Source organism: Modicisalibacter muralis (genome assembly GCF_900102945.1).
Classification (GTDB): Bacteria; Pseudomonadota; Gammaproteobacteria; order Pseudomonadales; family Halomonadaceae; genus Modicisalibacter; species Modicisalibacter muralis.
The window spans coordinates 215,470-238,151 of record NZ_FNGI01000002.1; the positions used below are offsets into that span (position 1 = coordinate 215,470).

Below are 22,682 nucleotides of genomic sequence, written 5' to 3' on the forward strand. Positions count from 1 at the left end.
GTTATCTCCTCTGTGGGGGCTTGTACCACACCTTACTCCCTAGCTCCAAATTTCCTACCACCTTTTCGCAGCGAAAATTAGCAGCCAGAGGAGGCCCGATTCTCACATAAGGCGTACGAGGGGGCCGTACGGCGCATTTTGTGACTGCCGCCGCAATGACGGGCATTTCAGCGGCTACCCATGTCGGCACTCATGGATTAGTAATATTCCCGAATGTACTCGTACGAGCGCTCGAAAAGCTCACTGTCCTGGTGCAGCTTGTACTTGAACAATTTCTTCCTCAGAGCCAGCTTGACCTCCCTCTCCCCTGCATGGGTGGCCTGCCAACCATCGAACCGTACCGCACGCACGATCTCATCGATGTCATCAACGATCCGCTTGACCATGACGGGAGTATCACCGCACTTGGCTTCCTCGAACAATCCGGTGAGGGCAGCCTTCCCTCTATCCAGGTCTTCCTCTACGGGTGTCTCACGCTCGACCCTGACGACGTCCTTGGCCAGCTCCAAGAGCTGCTTGAGGAACTCGATGCTGATCAGTACACCGTTCTCATGTCGTTTCTTCAGGTCTTCGAGGCGTTCCGCCAAGGCCTTGTACTTGGGGTTATGGGAGTGCTTGCGAAGCCGGCCAGTGAGCTTGACCGATATCTCCTTGGCCTTCTTCTCGGGGTCTGGGCTGCCCAGCACAGCCTCAAGCAGCTCGGCATCCAGTACGAGCGTGTCCAGATCATCACGCACGGTATCGACGTGTACGTTCTCATGGATCATCTCGATGGTCTTGGCACCCAGGGTATGCCACAACAGCTTGCCCGTACCGGTGGAGGGCTTCAGCGACTCGTAGACCTGAGCCAGCCAGCGGTAGTCGATCTCATGAGGCTTGAGCACCGGGTCTGGCGACAAGGCCTCCCAGATCCGATTGAGGATGCTGAAGTCGGAGGCGAACGCATCTCGCAGATCGTCGCTGGGCAAGCAGTCCTGAGCCGCGATGAGGCCCTCATAGCCAGTGAGGGTGCGGTCCACACCTGCAAAGTACTCGAGACACTTCTGGATGGCGATAGGTAGCATCGCAGCGAGTTCCGCGATGTTGCTCACCGCTTTCTTCACACTCTCCTCATCGAACTTCAGAGCCTGGGCCACATCATCGAAGACCCCAAGGTAGTCCACGATCAAGCCATGGGTCTTCTGCTCGCCATAGGGTCGGTTCGTTCGGCAGATCGCCTGCAATAGCGTGTGATCCCTCAGCGGCTTGTCTAAGTACATGGTCTGCAGTATCGGTGCGTCGAAGCCAGTGAGCAGCTTCGAGGTGACGATGATGATCTTGAGAGGATCCTTGGGATCACGAAACCGATCCAGGAGTTTCTCCTCGGCATCACGGTCACGTCTGAAGTCAGCGTACTCATCTTCTCCGCTGTTGACCGACATGACGATATCCGAGGTTTCAGGAGGAAGGTGCTTGTCCAGCTCCTGCTTATAGAGCAGGCAGCTCGGGCGGTCGAGCGTAACCACCTGAGCACCAAAGCCGTTTGGCGCTACCTTCTCTTTGTAGTGCTTGGCCACGTCGGCACAGATCGCACTGACTCGCTTCGGTGCCTTTACCAGGATCGCCATCTTCGCAGCCGCACGGCCAACCTTGTCTCTGTCCTCGTCAGTCAGCCCCTCGGTCAGCTCCGCGTAGGCTTCCTCGATGGCTTGCTGGTCAATATGCAGATCCACCAAGCGTGGCTCGAAATGCAGCTCCTTGGTTGCCCCATCACGAATCGAGTCATTCAGACCATAGCGGCTCATATAACCGTTCTCGTCCACCTCCGCCCCGAAGGCATAGAAGGTGTTTCGATCCGCACGATTGATAGGCGTACCGGTCAAGCCAAACAGAAAGGCATTGGGCAGGGCTTCGCGCATCTTGCGCCCAAGGTCCCCCTCCTGTGTACGGTGTGCCTCGTCCACCATGACGATGATGTTGTCACGGTCATTGAGCACCCCTTCGGCTTCACCGAACTTATGGATCGTCGTGATCACTACCTTGCGCACGTCATTGGCGAGAAGAGCAGAAAGCTCCTTCCGGCTCTCTGTCCGAACCAGGTTCGCCATGTCCGCCGCGTAGAAGGTGCCCGCGATCTGGCTGTCCAGATCGATCCGATCCACCACCACCAGTACGGTAGGGTTCTTTAAGGTGGGGTGGAGGCGAAGCTTGCGAGATGCGAACAGCATCAGCAGCGACTTGCCTGAGCCCTGAAAATGCCAGATCAACCCCTTGCGAGGCTGGCCCGCCACCACCCGCTCAACAATCTTGTTTACCCCCTCCACCTGCTGGTAGCGAGCAATGATCTTGATCCGCTGCTTGCCCTTCTGAGTGGCGAAGGCAGTGAAGTTGGCCAACAGATCCAGCACCATCGCAGGCTTTAGCATCGAGATGACGGACTTCTCTACCTCCCCTAGAGACTGCAGACCATTCTCATCCGTCCGCCATGGCCCCCAGAGATCCACCGGCATACGCACGGAGCCATAGCGGTACTCCTTGCCCTCGGTGGCCACGGAGAACAGGTTGGGCACGAATAGCTCGGGGATGTTCTGCTCGTAATCGTCGCGGACCTGGATCGCGCCATCAAACCAGCTCTGGCTGGAGCGCACCGGAGTCTTGGCCTCGATCAGCACGAGTGGTAAGCCATTGACCAGCAGGACCAGATCAGCGCGCTTCTCGGTTTTGCCAGCTCGGAAGATGTATTGCTGGGTGACGACGTAGGTGTTCAGCTCCAGGTCATCAAAGTCGATCAATCGAACGGTGACATGCTCACCGTTCGGTCCGAAAGGCATCGAACGCTCACCCAGAAGCCAGGCTGAAAACTCCTCGTTGGCTTTCACCAACCCGTCCGAGCGAGCCCCCAGGATGATCGCACGCAACCGGTAGAGCACATCATCAACTCGGGTTGGAGTGGAAGCGATGTCGGGATTCAACCGAACCAGAGCATCTCGCAAGTAAGGCTCAACGATGGCCTCCTGAGGCTGGCGTGGGAGGTTGCCGGAGCCGACGTAATGCCAGCCGAGTCCGGCAAGATCCCTGCCCTGACGAGCGAGGCCGTGGGCAACAGAGGTATGAGCCGCACTACCGGCAAGGCGGTTACGGATGAAGGCTTCGACGGTATTGGCTTCGTTGAATGTCATGGTGATGTCGCTTCGGAAATGACGTTGGCGATCAATCGTTTCGTTTCATTTATCCGATCTTTAATCGCTTCCACCGCAGATCGATTAGCCTGAAGAATCTCTACGGTTTCTCGCTGATACTTTAAGGGCGGCAAAGGAATGAGGACTTTCTTTAAGTTTGTTGCATTCACATTAGTTTGGCTCACACCTCTTGTAGCAAAAGACATAACCTGACGGCGCCCAATAGGAGCATTCAGAAATGCACATAGATATTCAGGATCGAGGCGCTCTCTGTTCGTCGTCAACCGAACGAGATATGAGGCGAAAACGTGATCCCCCGAAAGGGTATAAACACCTGTACGACCCACCAGTTCATAGCTATTGGTACGGTTGAAGAGAACATCACCTTTTTTTAGCCGATACCTATCGAATTCCGTCACACTCAGGTCAATGAACTTAATATCGTTCTCGACAACACGGCCATTTTCTAGGTTCATCATTCGGAGCATTGGATACTTCCCAGCACTACCAGCCTCTTCCGAAAGGCCGTACTGTGCAGAGTTTATCTCTTTTCCTAAAGGTCGAAGCGGCCAGTTGTGGTGAAAAAAACCTACTCGCTCATGGTGTGAGTAACCTGAAAAACTTTTACCACGCATACGGCTGTCAATTGTCGCTACTGTTACTGCCCGAAGGGCATCGAGGGAGTTCTGTAGCTCAGATTGAATACGCATGCTTGCTGTCAGAGCCTTCACCAACCGTGCCTGCTCCTTAATTGGAGGCAACAGAAATTCCTCTCTGGCTAGCGCCTTCCAATTGATAGTTGGTGATAGAGACCCGACAGAGATGCTTATCGCCCGCTCCATGAACAAATCGCTCTGCATGAAGAACGGAAGGAAATCAGGCAGCACATTCTCTGGCTTTGCACGCAATACCATTGCATGTGCCGAACAGATTCCCTCCGTATCAGCCACTGCTACCTTACGCTGATAGACACGACGTTTTCCAAAAATGATGTCTCCTGGTTGAAACCGAAGCTTGGTGGATTCAACCTCGCTAGGATCACCCCACCGCCGAATCCGCAAGCTATCCGCCTCAAGGTGCTCCAGCCCAACATAACGCTCAACATCAGCCTCTTCAGGGAGTACCCGATCATTGATCTGATCAGCCAGCTCATCGAACCGGTAGGGGATCAATTTTGAGGATCGATCAAGCATGACTCACCTCTTCGACAACCAAGCCATCCAGCGTACTGACCAGAGCATCCATGCCGGTCCAGAACTCGCGACCTTGGGTATCAAAACCATCCCAAACTGACTTCAGTGTTACGGCTTCTCCGTAAGCCACTCCTGCTTTTACCTTCTTCACATAGCGGGCTATAGAAAGGTCTCCCTCAGCAGCCAACACCTCGTCAGTGCTGACCACCGCCGCGAAGCCAGGCTGATCCTCAAAGGCTTGGTAGGCCGTCAGGATACGTTCCTGATGTCCAGGTCTCAGGAAGCTCTGTGCACGCTCTCGGGATATATCTTTGAGCGCATCGATGAACTGGATGCGACCCTGCCGCTCTGCTGGCTTGTGGCTACGGCAGATGACAACGCAGGCCTCCATGGGCGAGTTGTAGAACAAGCCAGGCCCAAGACCCAGCACGCACTCGACCAGATCAGCCTCGATGAGCTTACGTCGCATCTCGGCTTCTTCGTTACGGAACAGCACGCCATGCGGGAACAAGATCGCACAGCGTCCGGTTTCCGGGTCCATGCTCTTCAGGATGTGCTGGAAGAAGGCGTAATCCGCCCTACCCTGCGGAGGGGTCCCGAGGAAGTTTCGTCCCCAGGGGTCATCCTTCCAGACCTCGCGGTTCCACTTTTTGATTGAGTAGGGGGGATTGGCCAGCACCACATCGAAGTTGCGGGGCTTGTCCCCCTCGATGAAAGCTGGGCTCTGCAGGGTGTTCCCACTGGCGATGTGGAAGTCCTCCACACCGTGGATCACCAGGTTCATCCGTGCGATAGCTGCGGTGATCGTGATCAGTTCCTGCCCATACAAGCCAATAGTGCGAGTATCTCCGCCCCGCCGCTTCACCTCAGCGATGCACGAGATCAGCATCCCCCCGGTGCCACAGGTGGGGTCGTAGATGCTCTCATTCGACTTCGGCTCGAGCATCTGAGCCATGAGGTGCACCAGGGTCCGATTAGTATAGAACTCCTGGGCCGTGTGGCCGCTGTCGTCGGCAAACTTCTTGATCAGGTATTCGTAGGCATTGCCCAGCTCATCCTCCGGCACGGCCTTCAGCGTCAGCTCATGCCGGGAGAAGTGTTCTATCAGATTCTTGAGTGTGGCATCGGGCATCTGTCCCTTGTCGGTCCAGGGTGCATTTCCGAACACCCCCTGCAGCCGCTCAGGGTTGGCCGTCTCGATCGTCTGGAAGGCAGAGAGTAAGGCTCGCCCCACATCGTGGGTCACGCTGCGCACGTCCTTCCAGTGAGCGCCTTCGGGGATGACGTAGCGGTCGTTGGCAACAGCAGCCGCGTAGCCAGAGGCTCCGGTCTCATCAAAGATGCTCCGGTAGTCCTCGTCCCACACATCCGAGAGACGCTTGAAGAACATCAGCGGGAAGATGTACTGCTTGTAGTCGCTAGCATCCACCAGGCCGCGCAGCAGCGTGGCGGCTCCCCAGAGATAGCTTTCCAGTTCACGCTGAGAGAGATGCTCGCTCATTTCAGCCACCCCCCTTCGTTCAGCACCTTGCGCAGGTGGTCTTCGGCTGCCCTTGCCTGCTCCAAGGCAGTCTTGAAGTCCTTCATGGCTTCCGGGAGTGGAGGAATGTCCTCACCGATCGGTGGCAATACGTAGCGCGAGATGTTCAAAGTCCAACCTTCCTTTTTGATCTCATCCAGCGTGACGACCTTGGCGCGATCCTCAACATCCTCGAAGGCGTGGTACCACCCAACGATCTGCTCACTGTGCTCGGGATCCAAGAAGTTCTGAGCTCGTCCCTTACGGAACAGGCTAGAGGCATCGATGATCAGCACCTTGTTCTTGCGCTCCACTGGCTTGTAACGACGCAGGATGACGATGCAGCCAGCCAGTTGGGTGCCATAGAAGAGGTTGGGAGCCAGTCCGATCACCGCCTCGATGAGGTCATTCTCCAGAAGGGCCTGACGAATCTTGCCCTCGGCCGCCTTACGGAACAGCGCCCCCTGGGGCAGTACCACCGCCATGCGGCCGTTGCCCGTCGAAGCCATGGAAGCAACCATGTGCTGCACAAAGGCATAGTCACCGTAGTTCTCAGGGGGCAGCCCATATTGGGCACGGGACCACGGATCAGACTCCCAGAGATCACGGCCCCACCCCTTCAGAGAGAACGGAGGGTTGGCGATCACGCAGTCGAAAGTAGCCAGGCCACCGGTACTGGAATCGGAGAAAGCTGGATTCCTGAGGGTGTCCTCACGGGCTACCTGGAAGTCCTCGATGCCATGCAGAACCAGATTCATGCGAGCAATGGCGGAGGTGGTCAGGTTCTTCTCCTGCCCATAGATCTTGCCGTAGAAGGTTCTGGGGTCGCCTCCCTTGCGCATCACATGCTCGATGGCACCCAGTAGCATGCCCCCGGTACCACAGGCCGGGTCATAGATGCTCCCCCCCTCCTGAGGATCGAGCATCTCCACCATCATTCGTACGACGCTGCGGGGGGTGTAGAACTCTCCGGCCTTGTTGCGGCGCGTGACGTCCGCGAACTTCCCTACCAGATACTCGTAGGCATCACCCAGCGCATCGGTGCTCACCGAATTACCCAGTGGGATCTTTGAGAACGCCTCGATCAGGTCCTTCAGCAGTTCGTCCGAGAACTTCTCCTTGTTGGACCAGTCCGCCGTGCCGAACACCCTGAACAGCGTGTCCGGGTTCGCACGCTCGATCTCCTGCATGGCACGGTGCAGTGCGGCGCCCACGTTCGTCGGGGTCCCTCGCACATCCTTCCAGTGGCATCCTACAGGCACTGTGAAGCGGTGCACCTCGGGGAAGTGAGAAGGGTCAGCCTCACCGAAGGTCTCAGCGGCTTCAGCCGTCTCCTCATCCCATACATCGCTGATACGCTTGAAGAACAGCAACGGGAGGATATAGCCCTTCCAGTCAGTTCGGTCGACCGCAGACCCACGCAGGTGGTTCGCCGCCTCCCATAGGGCAGACTTCAGATACGGGCTACCATTCGTCATGGCAAGCCCCGCTTGAAGCCAAGAATTGGTTGCCCAGTACAGAGTATTGCTGAATTTCTCTCATGTTTTCCGTATGTAAGCTTAAGTGCTGTTGAGGATGCCGGTTCACCCCTGAAGGGAGCCAAAAGTCACAGCCTGGCGGTATTAACAAGTGGGTTCGGACGATGTGGCCATCCCAACGATACATTTATAAAAATTACTGTAGAAGTTGTCTGTCGGGCCAATCATACACAAAGCGTCAGACGGGATGCAGCGGAGAACCTAAAAGTGCTACCAGCGTGCGACGAGGAAAGAGCTCTGGAACGGCGAGTTTTACGCCTCCTTCGTGGGTGATCGCCGATGGGAGCTGGCACGCCGTCATGGCTTAATCGCCAGCGAGGGTGCGCCTGGTACTCGAAGACGCTCGACATGCTTTCCGAGGGTGATCGGTGCTGGTAAACATCCCCAAGACAGGTTACGTGGGCGTGGCCGAGGTGATTGGAGAGCAATGAGGTGAGTACCGATCAAGGCGATATGCGGTTACCGGTCATTGCAACGGCCAGTGGCATCCACATATTCACCGTGCTAACGATGAATATGACGAGGAGGCAGCGGAATATCTCGTGCCGGTCCGCTGGATCGCTTCATTCCCTGCCTCTCAGGCATTCAGCGAGGTCGGCCTGTTCGGCGACCAGAATACGGTCAGCAAACCCACAGCGCCAAAGTGGGAACATACCGTGACGCGCCTGAAGCATGCATGGAACATAGACTGATATGTCAATCCTAGTTGCAAGCAATGTGGGAGCTTGGACACACTTTCGATCATCTATCGAGTTTTAAGCTTAATTGGCTAGGATCTGGCTAGCTCTCAGCCTGAGCTCCTACATCCGCTCCTCCCGCTGCCATATCTTTTACCCATAGCTCACCTGTGAGCTGAGCATTCTCGAATTCAACTTTCTTCATCCATCCAACATCATAAGGGGATAAAAAAAACCTCATATCCCGGAATTTCCCAATCATCTTCAAAGTGTCAACGACGGTTTAAAACTGACCCTCTAGTGGGTCAGTATTACCCCGCCGGCGACAAAAGTACCGCAGGACCCATCCATAACCTTCTTCTGGAGGGCAAATATCGATCTTGAAGCTATATCGCGGCATTTCCAATCTCCAACGCTCAAACCAGATTCCAACGCTTGCGCCCACCGGAGACCAGTGCCATCACACGCTCGTCAACCTCCCAGACTCTGTCTTGTAACTCCTTGATGCTGATTTCTCCATGACTCTGTCCCTTTATTCGCATACGGGGCAAGCCCAGCCGACTACCGCCCGAGTTTTCAATGACATCGGTCAGCGCGAAGGATGCCTGGATCAAGGCCGAGAGCTCTTCTTCGTTCATGACCGGCTGGCGTAGCAGCGTCGCCCGAATCAGCGCCGAAGCCCAGCGAGTGCGATTCGGAAAGCCCTCGTAGGCGGCCCGCTCCGTGATCAACTCCTGCTCCTTCCGAGTCAGCCGAATCGATAACTTGCAAGATTTGGGGCCTCGCATCATGTCTCGCCCTTCTTCGGCGATGCTCTCCCCACAGACGCGCTGGATCATCTCCCGTAGTACGTCTGACTCCGAACGGCCAGATGCCTCACAAAGGCGCTGCCAGGCTTCCTTCTCGGCTGGTGTAAGCCTGGTCTTGACCACTGCAGTTTCTGTCATCTCATCCTCTTTCATCACGTGCTGCCCATCGAGTCTGGTACCAAATGCCAGCACACTGCCGGCAACTGCTACCACTTTGCGAATCCTGCCCTAGCCTCAGAATCAGTCATGGTTTTCGTACGCACGAAATTTTGGCTTCAACAGTGCTCTCTCTGCGCTCCAGATAGGACGGCGGTACCACGTGCTGGCACTTCGCGAATCCTGCCCTAGTTCTAAAGCCATTCACTCTTCTCATACGCACGAAAAACGGGTACAGAAACGCGCTAGGCTGCTCCGTTAGTAATACGCATGGACCTGTCTCAAGCTTTCTGCCTTGCCTCGGTACAACCACTTCGTTTCGTGCGCACGAAAAGCAGTATGCGCTCCAAGCTACGTTGTCGTACTCAATCCGCAGGGCTTCGCTATTAGTAATACGGACGGACCTGTCTCAAACCTGCTCGCCGCCTGGGGCTGATCGAGAGGCTTCGCCATTAGTAATAGGGGAGGCACTTGTCTCAACCGCATCCGTCTCTTCATGCTCCCGGCGACGCCTGGCCAGCTCAGCTTTCATCCACTGGCCGGCGGCACGCATTTCGGCACGCAAGTCCTCTATCTCCTCGGGTGTCAAACGGCGATAGCTCATGAGGTCTCCTTCTGTGATGTATCACGCCGGAGCTGCGGATATATCGCTGTGCGCCATCGCCACTGGAGCATGCATACGGCAATGCCGGCTGCACAGACAAACAGAGTACGAGCAGTCTCGCCATCGCCCGCAAGGGTGCCCCGGACCAAACCAGGCAATTCAGGGAGCAACGCCACGGACAGCAGGATACCCACCACCAGTAGCAGGCCCGAGAGTCCCAGCTCACCGCCTCGCTTTACTCGCGCCCAGCGGACGCGCCAGGTGTTGATCCACTTAGTGCCCATTGTTTCAACCTCCCGTGATCGTGTTGGCGCTGAAGCGCTTCTGATAGGCCTGCTGGGCTGCCCTGCCGGCCCGGTAAACACCTTTTGCTGGAGCTGCCGCTGCCGCACCAGCGAGGCGAGCGTCACGCTGGACACCACGATATTGACGCCGGATCGTTGAAGGACGCATGGCGTTCATGGCTGAGCCGAGGGCACCTTGCGTTGCCAGCGCGATACCGCCGCCCAGGGCCGACGCCATGGCAGGTACCTGCTTGAGAAACAAGAAACAAAGTCCGAAGAAAATCACAAAGACAGCAGCATCCCACATGGTGGTCAGGTCTCCGCCGCCTGCCGTCATCCTGTCCAGAAACAATTCACAGAATTCAAGAGCCAGTCGTCCGCCAGCGGCGGCAAGCACCAGGACCATCCCGAAATTCATCACTTGACCCAGCCAGCTCTCGAACCACCGCTGCGTGGTGTTGAATAGAAGGCCAATGATGAACAGTGGGCCGATGCCCAGCAGCAGCGTAGTCATGATCTTGCTCAACAAGATAAGGAACGCCACGATAAAGGCCACAGCGCCCCCCGCAGCAAGGATGGCTAGAGCAATCAGGTACAGTCCAAAATTACCGTTCATCACGCCAGCCTTGTCCCAGGCCCGGTCTGCTATCTCGAATACCCGAGAAAATAGATCGTCCATGATGCTGGCCATGCTGTCGGCAGGTGTGCCGGTTACCACAGCCGCGATTTCCTCCGGGCCATGGGCCAACACATCAACGACAACATCCATATAGGTACCGATTGTCAGGCCTAGGGTCATGATGAAGCCGATGCGGATGATGCGAAAAACACCCTCCTGCAAGGGCTCACTGACCTTTCCAAACATCATCATGTAACCCCAGACGGCAATCCAAAGGATCATCATGCTGGTAAAGATCGGTGCGATGTATGCGATCACATCCCCAACAGTGCTGGATATATAGGTATCCAGAGCATTTTCGACGAGCTCGAAGGCCCCTTGAAAGAGATCCATAAGGCCTCCTTACCAGATATCGCGAGGTTCGCCACTGGACAGCAGTCGTTCGGCTTCCCTGGCATTGATGCAATTCGAGTCGTCTTTCAACTCGCCGGGGTTGTTCGCGCACTCTTCCAGTGTGCCCTGACGTTCGTCGTCGTGAGCCTGATACCAGTCCACGGTCTGTATTGACCCGGTTTCCGGGGTGTCGTCAAGGCACCCGGTCAGCACGACGCTGGCTAGAGCGACGATCACAAAATTTCGTGCGCACGAAAATTTCCTGATACTCATGGGGACTCCTCACCAGATATCGCGGGGCTCGCCGGATGACTCGATGGCCATCTGCTGTACGCGCTGGTTGTGCATGGCTTGGCTAGCCTCGGCCTGCGAACGGAGCATGGACAGCTTGGCCATCTCGTTTTGCAGCATGACTTGCTCGGCGCCGATACGGGCCTGAAGGTCCAGAACGTCTTTCTGGTCGGGGCTGTTGTTGACCTCGGCCACCAATCCAGTCAGCTCGCTGAAACGCTCCTGAGCCTGTTCCAGGGACTTTTGAGACTGGCTAAGCCAGGTCGCCGTGTTCTCGTTGCTGCTGTCGTACAGGTCAGCCACGTCACCGGTCAGGCCGTGTTCATTTGCGCCCCTGATGCCAGCGTTATTCAGTACCTGGTTAGGATCGACGTTCACGGCGGTGTCATAGGCCGAGTCGATGACATTGCCCAGGCCACGGACGCCGCTCATGCTGTCTAACTCCTTGTTGGCCGTTTCGAGCTGGCTTTTCAGTTGCTCGATTTGGTTAAGCATGTTCTGGACCTGCAAAATTTGCTGGGTCAGGTTCGACACATCGATAACGGGAATCCCGCTCGCCATGGCTGGCTGCGATAGACCGATGGTGGCCGCGAGAGCGACACCAGCGATTTTTCGTGCGCACGAAATTTTGTTGCTCATGATCAGACCTCCTTTTGACGATTCTGGCGGGTCGCCTTGGCCTCCAGACGCCGTTTTGTCCTCTGGAGAGTGAGCGACCGTTTTTCAAAATCCAGACTTTTCAGGTCGATGGACTCCATCACCTCTTTCATCTCCTCAATGCAGGTGAAGAAGTCTTCGGGAAGGACTTCCAACCCTTCGGTGAGAAAATCGCAAGCGTAACCGGCAATGATCATCAGAGTTCGAATCTCACTCTGGATGGCGTGCTGTTCGACCGCGTGTGATCGGTACAGCCGTGACAGGCCACTGTCGGCGAAGGCGGGTGTGATACCCTGTCTGCTAGCCATGTATGCCTCCTATGCAGGCAGTCGTGGTTAGGCGCGGCCGGGGCCATCACCCCCGTTCCGCGCCGCTTGAATCCTATGTGCGGAGGGTTCTACGCATTTCTTCTACTGCAGGAGCTCCAACCTTATCGCTGCCGTAATTTCTGGCTATGAGGTCTGCTCTTTGCTGGCCCAGCAACTCAGCCAACTCGGCCCGCGTTAATTTTGATTCGGATCCAGTATGATTTTCGACCTTGCCTGCCTCGCTTATATTTCTTGATGTACTCTGTGTTGTATTCTCTGTAATAGATTTGCCCTTTGGTCGAATCAAGGTTTGACCATCCTGACCACCAGATTGGCCAGAAGGGATAGTAGAATCTACCAAAGGTAAAAACTGGGAATTACAACTACTTCCAGAAGAGCCTTCGTCGAGTTGGTCCGTCAAGAGCTCAAGCAGGCGCTCACAGTCCACTCGATACCAAATTTTTGCAGGAACGTCTCTCCTTTCTTCCTCAAGAACGCCAATGTCCACTAGCGATTTTCTAGCATTGGCCTGCTGTTTCGGTGTTAATCCAGTTTCTGATTCCCAGCTATCTTCGCCTCGCTGATTTTTATAGAACCACCCATTACGTGCTTTCGTCTTTGAATTACGACTCCAGTAAAATGCTTGACTGAGGAAGACTGCACCAGGAACCGAAACACCAGGTAGAAGTGTGAAGGCAGTGTAATAGGCAATCACCCTCCCCAGAATCTCCTGCACTACCGATGGATTAACACGCGCCATATTCAGAAGGCTCCAAATTTAGGGCGTCTTTTACTTGGAGCGTCCGAAAATAGACACGGCGCCCCACCTTCACCATCGTCGGCTTCAGCTTTCGAGAGACCTCAGTATCTGAATAAAGAGAAACCCGCACGCCATCGGGCGAACGGCCAAGGAGGTCCGCTAGGTCTGATATACTCATCAGTAGACCGAACCTTTCAATAAGATAATCTTCGACTTTCATGGCTAGCACCTCATCAATCATACATCGACGTAATCAATGCTAACGAAGCAAAGTGAAAGCTCAAGCGCACGCTTCTTTCACAGCAATCGATGCACCATATATCGATTATCAAGATCTATTATTTTGAAGAAATGACGCGCGTAAATAGCAATAAATTTCAGACACTTAGAAAATTAACAAAATTTAACAAATCCCACAACCATGAGGCTAAATCAACCGAAACGGGGCAATAATAAGAATAATAATATTATTATTCTTATTATTTTATGCAGCTACACATCACCTAAGCGATGCTCAACCAAACACCAACCAAACACCAACCAAACACCAACCAAACAAAAAACAAAGCAGAAACATAAACGCTTGAAAGCGGCTTTCATAGCCATCCAAAACATCATGTGCTTTTATGATATAAATATTTATGCAGAACATGACACCGAGCAGCAATCACTCTTGAAATCATTAACAACTCTAAAAACGGAATTAGCATAAACAAAAAAGAAAACGCCACTGGCACATAAATAGCTTTCTGCTCCCTTATTATATTACCAACCTCCAAAGACTCTTCCTCATCAAAAAAAGAGTTGCATATAATCCCCACAATTTTCTCGTTAAGTCCTGACTCGGACATTAAGACTTCGTAATCACCCTCAGTGCGCTCACATTCTTTCTTCGTGATGATCCATTCCTCATCACTGACCAAATTGTGCAGACGGGTACTATAAGCTTTTTCATGGCCCAGCCATAGCCATTGGTCATCTCCCTTAAACTTCAAAAGAGCCGAGTTGGAAGAAGCTATTGATAAAAAAAACATAAAAACAATCGTAAAAAATAGCAATATAGAAACAAAAAACGGTGCCTCCCACCATTTCACCTTAACCACCTTCATTCTCTCCAGATCAATCCTTCTCCTCAAGTTGGTCAACAAGCGCACATCGATGCCAAACTTTTCAACCCAAATTTTAAATCCAACTATCTCTTCAATAGATCTAGCCCCTACATTAAAAAGGGCATTAAATCTCTCTATATCTCTTCGCTCTTTCCAAAAGCTCCCTATATCTTCATTGTAAAACTCCCCACCCCCCATCACTAACGCATACACCCTATTTATAAACCCATAAGAAGACCCCGCTCTTCTATGAAAATAAAAAACCAACAACATAGTTGCCAACAGCATCAAAACGAACGCCACTGGAGAACCAAAACTTAACGAATAAAAAGACTCAAACACCTTTACCCCCGATTTTTTTCAAAACCTATATTTATCAAACGATACTACTACAATACCGTAACTTATTAAGTTGACATACGATCAAGCTTTGCCACTAGGTCTTCCGCCCTCAGATGCGTATACCGCCTCAGCATCTGCATTGACTTGTGACCACTGATCGCGGCGACCTCCTGGTCGGATAGCCCCGCCTCTACCAGCCGGCTGACGGCTTCATGGCGTAGATCGTGAAAGCGGAAGTCATCAAGCCCAGCCTTCTTCTTCGCCTGGTTCCAGAGCTTGGTATAGGCGTAGGGGCCACGCTTGCCGCCTCGGCCAGGCTCACCGAAGAACACCAGGTCACAGTCGAGCGGCCGCACCGGGTTATTCAGCGCCTGCTTGAACACTTCGGTGGCAGCCTGAGTCAGCGGCACCAGGCGGGCTTCGTTGTTCTTGGTGTCGGTGAGGCGCACCACGCGGCGTTTAACGTCAACCTGCGAACGGGTGAGAGTCAGGATCTCCGACGAGCGCATGCCCGTCTCCAGGGCGATTCTGGCGATCCAGGCCAGCATGGGATTGCTGTGCTGCCGAAGTACGGCAAACAGGCGCTTCTCCTCGTCGGGGCCCAGGCGCCGGTCGCGTCCCTCCCCAGGGCTGGGCTTGCGAATGTTCTGGACGGGGTTGTAAGTCAGGCCCAAGCCCCATTCCTGGATGGCCACGGTGTAGAGGTGGCCAAGCAATGCAAGCTCCAGGCGCACGGTATTGGCGCTGATGGGCTTTCCCCGGTGTCCGAGGCTGTTCAGCCGAGTGTCGCGGTAGTTGGCGATAAGCTCCGGCGTCAGGGCCGCGAGGGAGTATTTGCCCAAGTGCTCGATGAGCGTATTGGCTTTGTGGCGTTCGCTTTTCTGGGTGCTGGGCTTTTTGGTTGGAGTAACGTCGGCCAAGTAGCGCTTGAGCGCAGCTTCGAGCGTCATGCGCTCCGAGGCACTGCGCTGGATATAGACACCACGCACCATTTCATCTTCGGTGCGGCGGCTCCAATCCTGGGCGTCACGTTTGGTACGAAAGGTCTTGGCGGTGGTGGGCCAGCCAGTCTTGCGGATGACGGCTTTCCAGCTACCAGAGGGGGTCTTGACGATGGTGGCCATGAAAATCTCCAGGGGGCTGAAGGATCGGCACTGTACCGAAACTGTACCCTTGGAACATGGGACTCACCAGAGATAATTGCTAAGTCACTGTTTTAAATGGTGGGCCCAGCAGGACTCGAACCTGCGACCAAGGGATTATGAGTCCCCTGCTCTAACCAACTGAGCTATAGGCCCGTTGCAACGCGGCGTATGATAGCGAATGGTGATGAATGAAACCAGCGGCTGAACGCTTGTTTTGGAAAGCATCCACGGAGGGCTTCGTATGAATCGACTTCACATCATCCCGGCATGGCGCCGTTTGGCTACCTTGGCATGGGTTGCGGGCGCTACATTGGTGCTGGCGCTGCCGGCGCAGGCGGCCTGGCAACTCGACCCCTCTCAGTCGCAGGTCGAGGCAACGATTATCGAAATAACGCCCAGCGGGCCGGTGCCGCACGAGCATCAGGTACGCCAATTGCAGGGAGAACTGAGTGCCGATGGCACGCTGCACCTGCCGCTGAGTTTGCGCCAGACCGATGTCATCGAGCGCCTGGACGAGTTGCCGCCATGGCTTTCCAGCCTGGCCGATGTGACCCTGGCCACGGTTGTCACCCAACTGCCGCCCTCACGGCTCAATAACCTGGCGATAGGCGAGTCGCTGACCGAGACGTTGATGCTCAACGTGCAAACCAATGGCGAGAATCGTCAGGAGCCGCTCAAGGTGCGTTTCACCCGCGAGAGCGAAGACGTCATCCGCATCCGTAACGCCGAGCGCGTGGCGCTGGACGGCCGCGAGTTGATGAACAATCAGAACGTGCGCTCGGTGCTGCTGTTACTGGGCTACGAGGAGATCGGCGACGAGGTGCCAGTGGAGCTCGATGCCACCCTCGTCGATCGCTGATGTTGACACCACTGCCCCCCTGTTGCGGCGCGCTCGATGAGCATTGGCCATGGCCCGAGCCGCTACCCGGCGCGCAATGGATAGCGCTGCGCTTCGACCGGGCTCGGTTCTCGTCCGATGATTTCCTGAAGTGCGAGATCGCATCACCCGATACCATCAGGTGTGCCGCGCCCAAGCGCCAGATGGAATTTCTGGCCGGTCGCCTGTGTGCGCGAGAGGCGCTGCATCGCCTGACCGGGATTGCCCACGTGCCGGCGATCGCGCAAAGCAAGGCGCCGGCCTGGCCCGCCGACCTGGTCGGGTCGATCACTCATAGTGGCGACCTGGCCGCAGCATTGGTCGCGCCCGCACAGAGTTATCGCGGCCTCGGGCTGGACGCCGAAGCCATGCTCACCACCCAGCGCGGCGAACGACTGGCCGGGCAGATTCTCACCCCCAGCGAACGCGACTGGTTGGCCACGCTGCCGATCGATCGACGGGGTCATTTCGTGACGCTGGCTTTCTCCCTGAAAGAGAGCCTGTTCAAGGCGCTGTTCCCGCTCGTCAACGTGCGTTTCTACTTTCAGGACGCGGAACTGATTGCCTGGAATAGCGAAACGCAGCAGGCAACACTGCAACTGCTCAAGTCCCTCTCCTCCGACTGGCCCGCAGCCAGCCGGCTACATGGCCAATACACGTTGCGGGATGGTTATTTGATCAGCCTGATCGCGATTCCCGCCTAAACGACCCCGAGACTCACCGAAGTTCCCCTTGCTTGCCCTGCATGAGGCAGGGCGATAAACTCTCGCCGCGAATACAAATACTTCTCATTAAAATAAGGGAACGATTCACATGCAGCCCACGAGCCGTCATCCTGTCGGCATAGCGGTATTGGCCGGCCTTTCCTTCACCGGGGCCATGTCGCCCGCCTGGGGGCAATCATCGGAGCCACAACAAGGCGATGCCGTCACCCTGGCGCCGCTGACTGTCACCGGCCAGGCCGCGACCAAGACCGAAACATCATTCCTGGAGACACCACAATCGGTCTCCAACGTCGATCGCGAAGAGATGGACGAGCGCGGCGTTCGTACCGTGCGCGAGGCGGTTCAATACACGCCCGGTGTCTACACCAACCAGATCGGCGCCTCGAACCGCTACGACTACCTGGTGATGCGCGGCTTCTCGGACGGGAGCTTGAGCAATACCTATCTCGATGGCCTCAAGGTAATGGGCGATTCCAACAGCTACAGTTCGATGGTAATCGACCCGTGGTTCCTGGATAACATCGAGATTGTCAAGGGTCCCGCATCGGTACTTTATGGGCGATCTTCTCCCGGTGGCCTGGTCGCTTTAACCAGCAAGAAGCCGCTCTTCGAGGACTATCACCAGCTACGCTTCAGCGTCGGCAATAATAACCAGCGCAGCGCAGCATTCGATTTTTCCGGTCCGCTCGACGAGGAACGCCGCGTCGCCTATCGCCTGATGGGGATCGGCAGCAAGAGCGACACCCAGTTTGGCCCGGTCGAAGAGGAGCGTTACGCCATCGCTCCCTCGCTCACCATGGACCTAACGGATGCCACCAGCCTGACGCTATATGCCTATTTGCAAAAGGACCCAGAAGGCGGCTATCACTCCGGTGTGCCCTATGAAGGCTCGGTGGAGAGTCATAATGGTCACAAGATTGATAATGGCTTCTTCGACGGCGAAGACGACTACGACAAGTTCGAGCGCTATCAGCGCATGTTCGGCTACAACATCGAGCATCGCTTCGGCGACAATGTTACTGCGCGCCAGAAGCTGCGCTACCTCAATGCTGATGTTCACATGGATCAGGTGGCGCAGTTAGGCTGGGACGGCGGCACCAATGAGCTTTCCCGCGCTTACTACGGCGCCAAAGAATCGCTACAGGCGTGGACACTGGATAACCAGGTGGAAGCTAAACTCAATGGCGGCTTCATCGATCACACCTTGCTGGTAGGGATCGATTACCAGAAGCGCAAGAACGATGTGGTCTACTCCACAGCTAGTTTCCCCAATATAAATCCCTTCGACCCCAGCTACGGCGGCGGCCCAACTAGCGATATTTCCGTTTATGCGGACGAACGTCACGAGTTGGAGCAGACCGGCATCTATCTTCAGGATCAAATGGCGATCGACCGCTGGCGGTTGACGCTGGGCGGTCGCTACGACTGGGTGGATATCACCAATACCAGCCGTCTCACCAATAACGATAGCAAGCTCGTCGACACCCAGTTCAGCGGTCGCGCCGGACTGCTCTATCTGTTCGACAACGGCCTCGCGCCCTACTTGAGCTACAACACCGCCTTTACACCGACCAGCTTCACCGATGCTAATGATGATCTGCTTGAACCGATGGAAGGCGAGCAATGGGAAACCGGTCTCAAGTATCAGCCATCGGGGACACGAGATCGCTACAGCCTATCGCTCTTCCGCATCAACCAGGAAAACGTCGCCACCAAGGAACAACCGACCGCCCCCTATCGCTCCGTGGGCGAGATCCAATCCCAAGGGGTCGAGCTGGAAGCCCGAACCTACCTGACCGACAATTTCCGCCTACAAGTCGGCTATGCCTATACCGACATTACCTACGAGAAGAGTGACGTGCCCGGCGAACAGGGCAATTACGCCATCTACGCACCCCGCCATCAAGCCAGCCTGTGGGGCCACTATACTTTCGTCCGCGGGCCACTGGATGGCCTGGATGCCGGTCTCGGCGTACGTTACTACGCCGATATCTATGCCGATCGCGCCAATACCGAAACGGTGCCGGACTACACCCTGGTCGATGCCACCGTGGGTTACGACCTCGCCAAGCTCGGCCTTCAAGGGGTCAGCGCCCGACTCAATGTCAGCAACCTGCTCGACAAGGAATACGTCGCCTCATGTAACTCTCTCACCTACTGCTACTTCGGCGCCGAGCGCAGCGTCGTCGGCACGCTGAGCTACTCGTTCTAACCAGCTTTTAGCATCCTCCCGGATCGGCATGCACTAACGCATGCCGGTCACCCCGAGTCATCGCATCCACCTAGCTTCTGTTCTCGATCCCGGCTATTTGCGATACGCAAAATATGCTAATGCGAATCAATGCTATTGAGGTTTTTCCCCAAGCGAGTATCCTGCCTGCGTTTTCTCCCAAAAAAATACACGCCTCATCATCAAGGGAACACCGCATGAAAAAGACGCTATCCTTCGGCCTCGCCGTGGTCGCCGGCACCACGGCGCTGGGCTCGCAGGCTCAGGAGGTCCAGGACACCATGGTGGTGGTCGGCTCGCGCACGCCGACCGAGATCAGCCAGATCCCCGGTGCCGTCTGGGTAGTCGAGAAAGAAGAGTTGCAGCAGCAGATCAGCACCGGCGCCGATCTCAAGACCGCGCTGGGTAAGCTGGTGCCGGGTCTCGATTTCGCGCCGCAGGGCCGCACAAACTATGGTCAGAACATGCGCGGCCGCAGCGTGCAGGTACTGATCGATGGCGTGTCGATGAACAGTTCGCGCGGCATATCGCGCCAGTTCGACTCCATCGATCCCTTCAATATCGAGCGTGTCGAAGTGATCTCCGGCGCCAGCAGCCTGTACGGCGGCGGCGCCACCGGCGGCATCATCAATATCATCACCCGCAAGGGCGAGCCCGGCGGCCTGAAACTACGCACCGAAACGGGCATCACCACCGGCTTCAACGACAGCAGCGATCTCGACTATCGCCTCGCGCAATCGGCCAGCGGCGGCAACGAGCGCGTGCAGGGTTACATCGGCGTCGCCTATCAGGACAACGGCCGCCACTTCGATGCCAGCGGCAACGAGATCTTCCCGGATATCGCCCAGACCGACCTACAGGACAATCGCAGCATCGACGTGCTGGGTAATCTGTCTTTCAATATCGATGCCAACCAGACCCTGAGCGTCGGTGCCCAACTCTACCGCTCCGGTTACGAGGGCGACCGTGGCGTCTACTTCCCCAACCTGGACGCTACCCCCGCCAACCTGGATGATGCCGAGATTCGCGATGGTTATAGCTCGGATCGCGACCCGGCCACCGACCGCAAGATGGTCAACCTGCAATACCATCATGCCGACCTGCTGGGCCAGAATTTCTACCTGCAGGCCTTCCACCGCGAGGAGGAAGCCAGCTTTCAGGCCTTCCCTTACTCGGTCGACGACGGTTACGAATTCCGCGCCTCCAAGCAGAACACTGATTTGAGCGGCATCAAGGGACTGTTCGATGCGCAACTAAGCGACAACATCGGCCTGACCTATGGGCTGGACCTGACCCGCGAGCAGTTCGATGCCGATCAAATGTTCTTCGATCAGGCCATCGCGGATGCAAGCGGCGGCCTGGTACAGGAAGAGGCCAGCATCGGGCCGCGCTACCCCGGCTATGAAGTCGATACGATCGCTGCCTTCACCCAGGCCGACTGGCAGGTGAACGAGGGGCTCAAACTCTCCGCAGGCGTGCGCCAGCAACGCATGGATGTCGAAGTTGACGACTTCAAGGGCATCCCCGGCGGCGAAAACGACTACGACGCTACCCTGTTCAATGCCAGCGCGCTCTACGATTACGGCAACGGCCATCAGAACTGGCTGCGCTATAGCCAGGGTTTCGAACTACCCGATCCCGCCAAGTACTATGGCAAGAGCGCGAACATCAGCGTCGCCGAGAACCCGTTGAGCGCTATCGAGACCGACCAGGTCGAGCTCGGCTGGCGTTACCGTGGTGGCGACTGGATGACCCAGGCGGCGATCTACTACGCCTGGTCCGACAAGGCAGTGGAGAACGCCGAGGACCTGAGTGTCACCGTGGTCGACGAGAAGAAGCGCGACTATGGCTTCGAGGGCGCCGTGACGCGCTACTTCGACCATGGTTTCGAGGCCGGCGGCACCCTGCATCTAGTGCGCTCCGAGCAGAAGAACGACGATGGTGAGTGGGAGAAGCGCGACGCCCGCTACGCCTCGGTCTCATCAGCCACCGCTTTCGTCGGCTGGTCGGACCTGACCCGCTCGGCACGGCTACAGGCCAACCACGCCCTCGACCTGGAGGATGCCGAAGGCCGCGAGATCGATGGCTACACCACTTTGGATATGCTGCTCAGCCAGCAGACCGATATTGGCAAGTTCAGCTTCGGCGTGCAAAACCTGCTCGACGAGCAGTACTCCACCGTCTGGGGTCAGCGCGCCGCCATGTTCTACTCGCCTTTCTATGGTCCCGAATACCTCTACGACTATCAAGGCCGTGGCCGCACCTACAGCCTGACCTGGTCGCATCAGTACTGATTCATCGCCAGCCGTTCATCGTCAATGTTCGCCTCGCTTTCGCCCACCCCTCGCGGTGGGCGTTTTCCGTTGGGCTTCCACCCGGCTCTGGCGCTTGCCTAACCTGCGCGGCGAGGGTCGACGCGGCGAATCTCACTTTGATAATTGTTCTTATTTGGATTACGATTGCGGCCTGTGATTTTCCTTCCCTCGCGGGGTCGCCAGCATGTTCGAGGTCAATGCCGCCAGCTTTCAGGTCAGCGGTAAGTGTCTGTTGCAGCCAACCGAATTGACCTTTGTCGAGGGTCAGGTCTACGGGCTGATCGGCCATAACGGCTCTGGCAAGTCGACCCTGCTCAAGCTGCTCGCCCAGCAGCAACCGGCCAGCCAGGGCGCCATTCACCTCGATGGTCGCCCGCTATCCGCCTGGGGTACCCGCGAATTCGCTCGCCAGGTGGCCTATTTGCCGCAGCACCTGCCCAGCGCCGAGAATCTCACCGGGCGCGAACTGGTCGGTTTCGGCCGCTACCCCTGGCACGGCCTGCTGGGACGCTTGACCCGCGAGGATCATGCGCAGATCGAGCGCGCCATCGCCCTGACCCATACCGAGGCATTCGCCGACCGCCTGGTCGACACGCTCTCGGGCGGCGAGCGCCAGCGCGTCTGGCTGGCCATGCTGCTGGCCCAGGGCAGCCGCTACCTGCTGCTCGACGAACCACTGGCGGCATTGGATATCGCCCATCAGGTCGAGGTGCTGGCGCTGGTGCGCAAGCTGTGCCATGAACTCGGGCTGGGGGTAATCATCGTGCTGCACGACGTCAACATGGCGGCACGCTATTGCGACCGGTTGATCGCCCTGCACAGCGGCCGGCTGCTGGCCGAGGGCTCGCCGGGCGAGATGATGTGCGATGCCACGCTGGAAGCCATCTATGGCATTCCCATGCGCGTGATGTCGCACCCCGGCGGCGAGCACTCCATCGCCGTCATTCATTGAAGGCCCCTCGCTTGCCCTGTT

The 22,682-nt window shown here is 56.3% G+C and carries 20 protein-coding genes and 1 tRNA gene; 6 read left to right on the forward strand and 15 right to left on the reverse strand.

Features of this window, described 5'->3' with window-relative positions:
* Positions 1–106: 106 nt before the first annotated feature.
* Positions 107–268, forward strand: a complete 162-nt coding sequence (locus BLR92_RS20150; protein WP_353961329.1) for an SWIM zinc finger family protein — start codon at positions 107–109, stop codon at positions 266–268.
* Here BLR92_RS20150 and BLR92_RS05595 read toward each other — a convergent pair.
* The 15 genes from BLR92_RS05595 to BLR92_RS05665 form a co-directional block, all read right to left on the reverse strand.
* Entirely contained in the window at positions 198–3,158 is a 2,961-nt protein-coding gene (locus BLR92_RS05595; RefSeq protein WP_089726367.1) for a type I restriction endonuclease subunit R, read from the reverse strand. The two genes, BLR92_RS20150 and BLR92_RS05595, sit on opposite strands and share 71 nt — an antisense overlap.
* Positions 3,155–4,351, reverse strand: a complete 1,197-nt coding sequence (locus tag BLR92_RS05600) for a restriction endonuclease subunit S (protein ID WP_089726369.1) — start codon at positions 4,349–4,351, stop codon at positions 3,155–3,157. Before BLR92_RS05600 ends, BLR92_RS05595 begins: the two co-directional genes overlap by 4 nt.
* Entirely contained in the window at positions 4,344–5,852 is a 1,509-nt protein-coding gene (locus BLR92_RS05605; RefSeq protein WP_089726371.1) for a type I restriction-modification system subunit M, read from the reverse strand. The genes BLR92_RS05600 and BLR92_RS05605 overlap by 8 nt, the downstream gene beginning before the upstream one ends.
* Entirely contained in the window at positions 5,849–7,348 is a 1,500-nt protein-coding gene (locus BLR92_RS05610) for a type I restriction-modification system subunit M (RefSeq protein WP_089726373.1), read from the reverse strand. The genes BLR92_RS05605 and BLR92_RS05610 overlap by 4 nt, the downstream gene beginning before the upstream one ends.
* 1,153 nt (positions 7,349–8,501) lie before the next feature.
* Positions 8,502–8,816, reverse strand: coding sequence for a hypothetical protein (locus BLR92_RS19670; RefSeq protein ID WP_175488731.1), 315 nt, complete (start codon positions 8,814–8,816; stop codon positions 8,502–8,504).
* Between the two features lie 643 nt (positions 8,817–9,459).
* Positions 9,460–9,654 (reverse strand): hypothetical protein, encoded by a 195-nt coding sequence (locus BLR92_RS05620; RefSeq protein ID WP_089726377.1) that lies wholly within the window; start codon positions 9,652–9,654, stop codon positions 9,460–9,462.
* A 288-nt stretch (positions 9,655–9,942) separates the two neighbouring features.
* The gene (locus BLR92_RS05630) at positions 9,943–10,950 is read right to left on the reverse strand and encodes a TrbL/VirB6 family protein (RefSeq protein WP_089726381.1); all 1,008 of its coding nucleotides are present in this window, start codon (positions 10,948–10,950) and stop codon (positions 9,943–9,945) included.
* A 9-nt stretch (positions 10,951–10,959) separates the two neighbouring features.
* Complete coding sequence (locus tag BLR92_RS05635) at positions 10,960–11,187, reverse strand: EexN family lipoprotein (RefSeq protein ID WP_245704120.1); 228 nt, start codon at positions 11,185–11,187, stop codon at positions 10,960–10,962.
* A gap of 45 nt (positions 11,188–11,232) precedes the next feature.
* Positions 11,233–11,880, reverse strand: coding sequence for a TrbJ/VirB5 family protein (locus tag BLR92_RS05640; RefSeq protein WP_089726384.1), 648 nt, complete (start codon positions 11,878–11,880; stop codon positions 11,233–11,235).
* A gap of 2 nt (positions 11,881–11,882) precedes the next feature.
* Positions 11,883–12,206, reverse strand: coding sequence for a hypothetical protein (locus BLR92_RS05645; RefSeq protein WP_089726386.1), 324 nt, complete (start codon positions 12,204–12,206; stop codon positions 11,883–11,885).
* A gap of 73 nt (positions 12,207–12,279) precedes the next feature.
* Positions 12,280–12,966 carry a hypothetical protein gene (locus tag BLR92_RS19540; protein WP_139171575.1) on the reverse strand — a complete coding sequence of 229 codons (687 nt, stop codon included), beginning with the start codon at positions 12,964–12,966 and terminating at the stop codon, positions 12,280–12,282.
* On the reverse strand, positions 12,953–13,186 hold the full coding sequence (locus BLR92_RS05650; RefSeq protein ID WP_089726948.1) for a plasmid-related protein: 234 nt from the start codon (positions 13,184–13,186) through the stop codon (positions 12,953–12,955). Before BLR92_RS05650 ends, BLR92_RS19540 begins: the two co-directional genes overlap by 14 nt.
* 394 nt (positions 13,187–13,580) lie before the next feature.
* Positions 13,581–14,417 (reverse strand): DUF6216 family protein, encoded by an 837-nt coding sequence (locus BLR92_RS05655; RefSeq protein ID WP_139171576.1) that lies wholly within the window; start codon positions 14,415–14,417, stop codon positions 13,581–13,583.
* A 65-nt stretch (positions 14,418–14,482) separates the two neighbouring features.
* The gene (locus BLR92_RS05660) at positions 14,483–15,541 is read right to left on the reverse strand and encodes a tyrosine-type recombinase/integrase (protein ID WP_089726391.1); all 1,059 of its coding nucleotides are present in this window, start codon (positions 15,539–15,541) and stop codon (positions 14,483–14,485) included.
* Positions 15,542–15,638: 97 nt separating this feature from the next.
* Positions 15,639–15,715, reverse strand: a tRNA-Ile gene (locus tag BLR92_RS05665).
* 88 nt (positions 15,716–15,803) lie between these two features.
* Here BLR92_RS05665 and BLR92_RS05670 point away from each other — a divergent pair.
* The 5 genes from BLR92_RS05670 to BLR92_RS05690 all read left to right on the forward strand — a co-directional run bounded on the left by BLR92_RS05670 (position 15,804) and on the right by BLR92_RS05690 (position 22,661).
* Positions 15,804–16,421: a hypothetical protein gene (locus tag BLR92_RS05670; RefSeq protein WP_245704121.1), complete on the forward strand. Its 618-nt coding sequence runs from the start codon at positions 15,804–15,806 to the stop codon at positions 16,419–16,421.
* On the forward strand, positions 16,421–17,143 hold the full coding sequence (locus BLR92_RS05675) for a 4'-phosphopantetheinyl transferase family protein (RefSeq protein ID WP_089726393.1): 723 nt from the start codon (positions 16,421–16,423) through the stop codon (positions 17,141–17,143). Before BLR92_RS05670 ends, BLR92_RS05675 begins: the two co-directional genes overlap by 1 nt.
* A gap of 109 nt (positions 17,144–17,252) precedes the next feature.
* Positions 17,253–19,376, forward strand: coding sequence for a TonB-dependent siderophore receptor (locus BLR92_RS05680; RefSeq protein ID WP_089726394.1), 2,124 nt, complete (start codon positions 17,253–17,255; stop codon positions 19,374–19,376).
* A 215-nt stretch (positions 19,377–19,591) separates the two neighbouring features.
* Positions 19,592–21,688: a TonB-dependent receptor gene (locus BLR92_RS05685; protein WP_089726396.1), complete on the forward strand. Its 2,097-nt coding sequence runs from the start codon at positions 19,592–19,594 to the stop codon at positions 21,686–21,688.
* 205 nt (positions 21,689–21,893) lie between these two features.
* Positions 21,894–22,661: an ATP-binding cassette domain-containing protein gene (locus BLR92_RS05690; protein ID WP_089726398.1), complete on the forward strand. Its 768-nt coding sequence runs from the start codon at positions 21,894–21,896 to the stop codon at positions 22,659–22,661.
* Positions 22,662–22,682 lie beyond the last annotated feature (21 nt).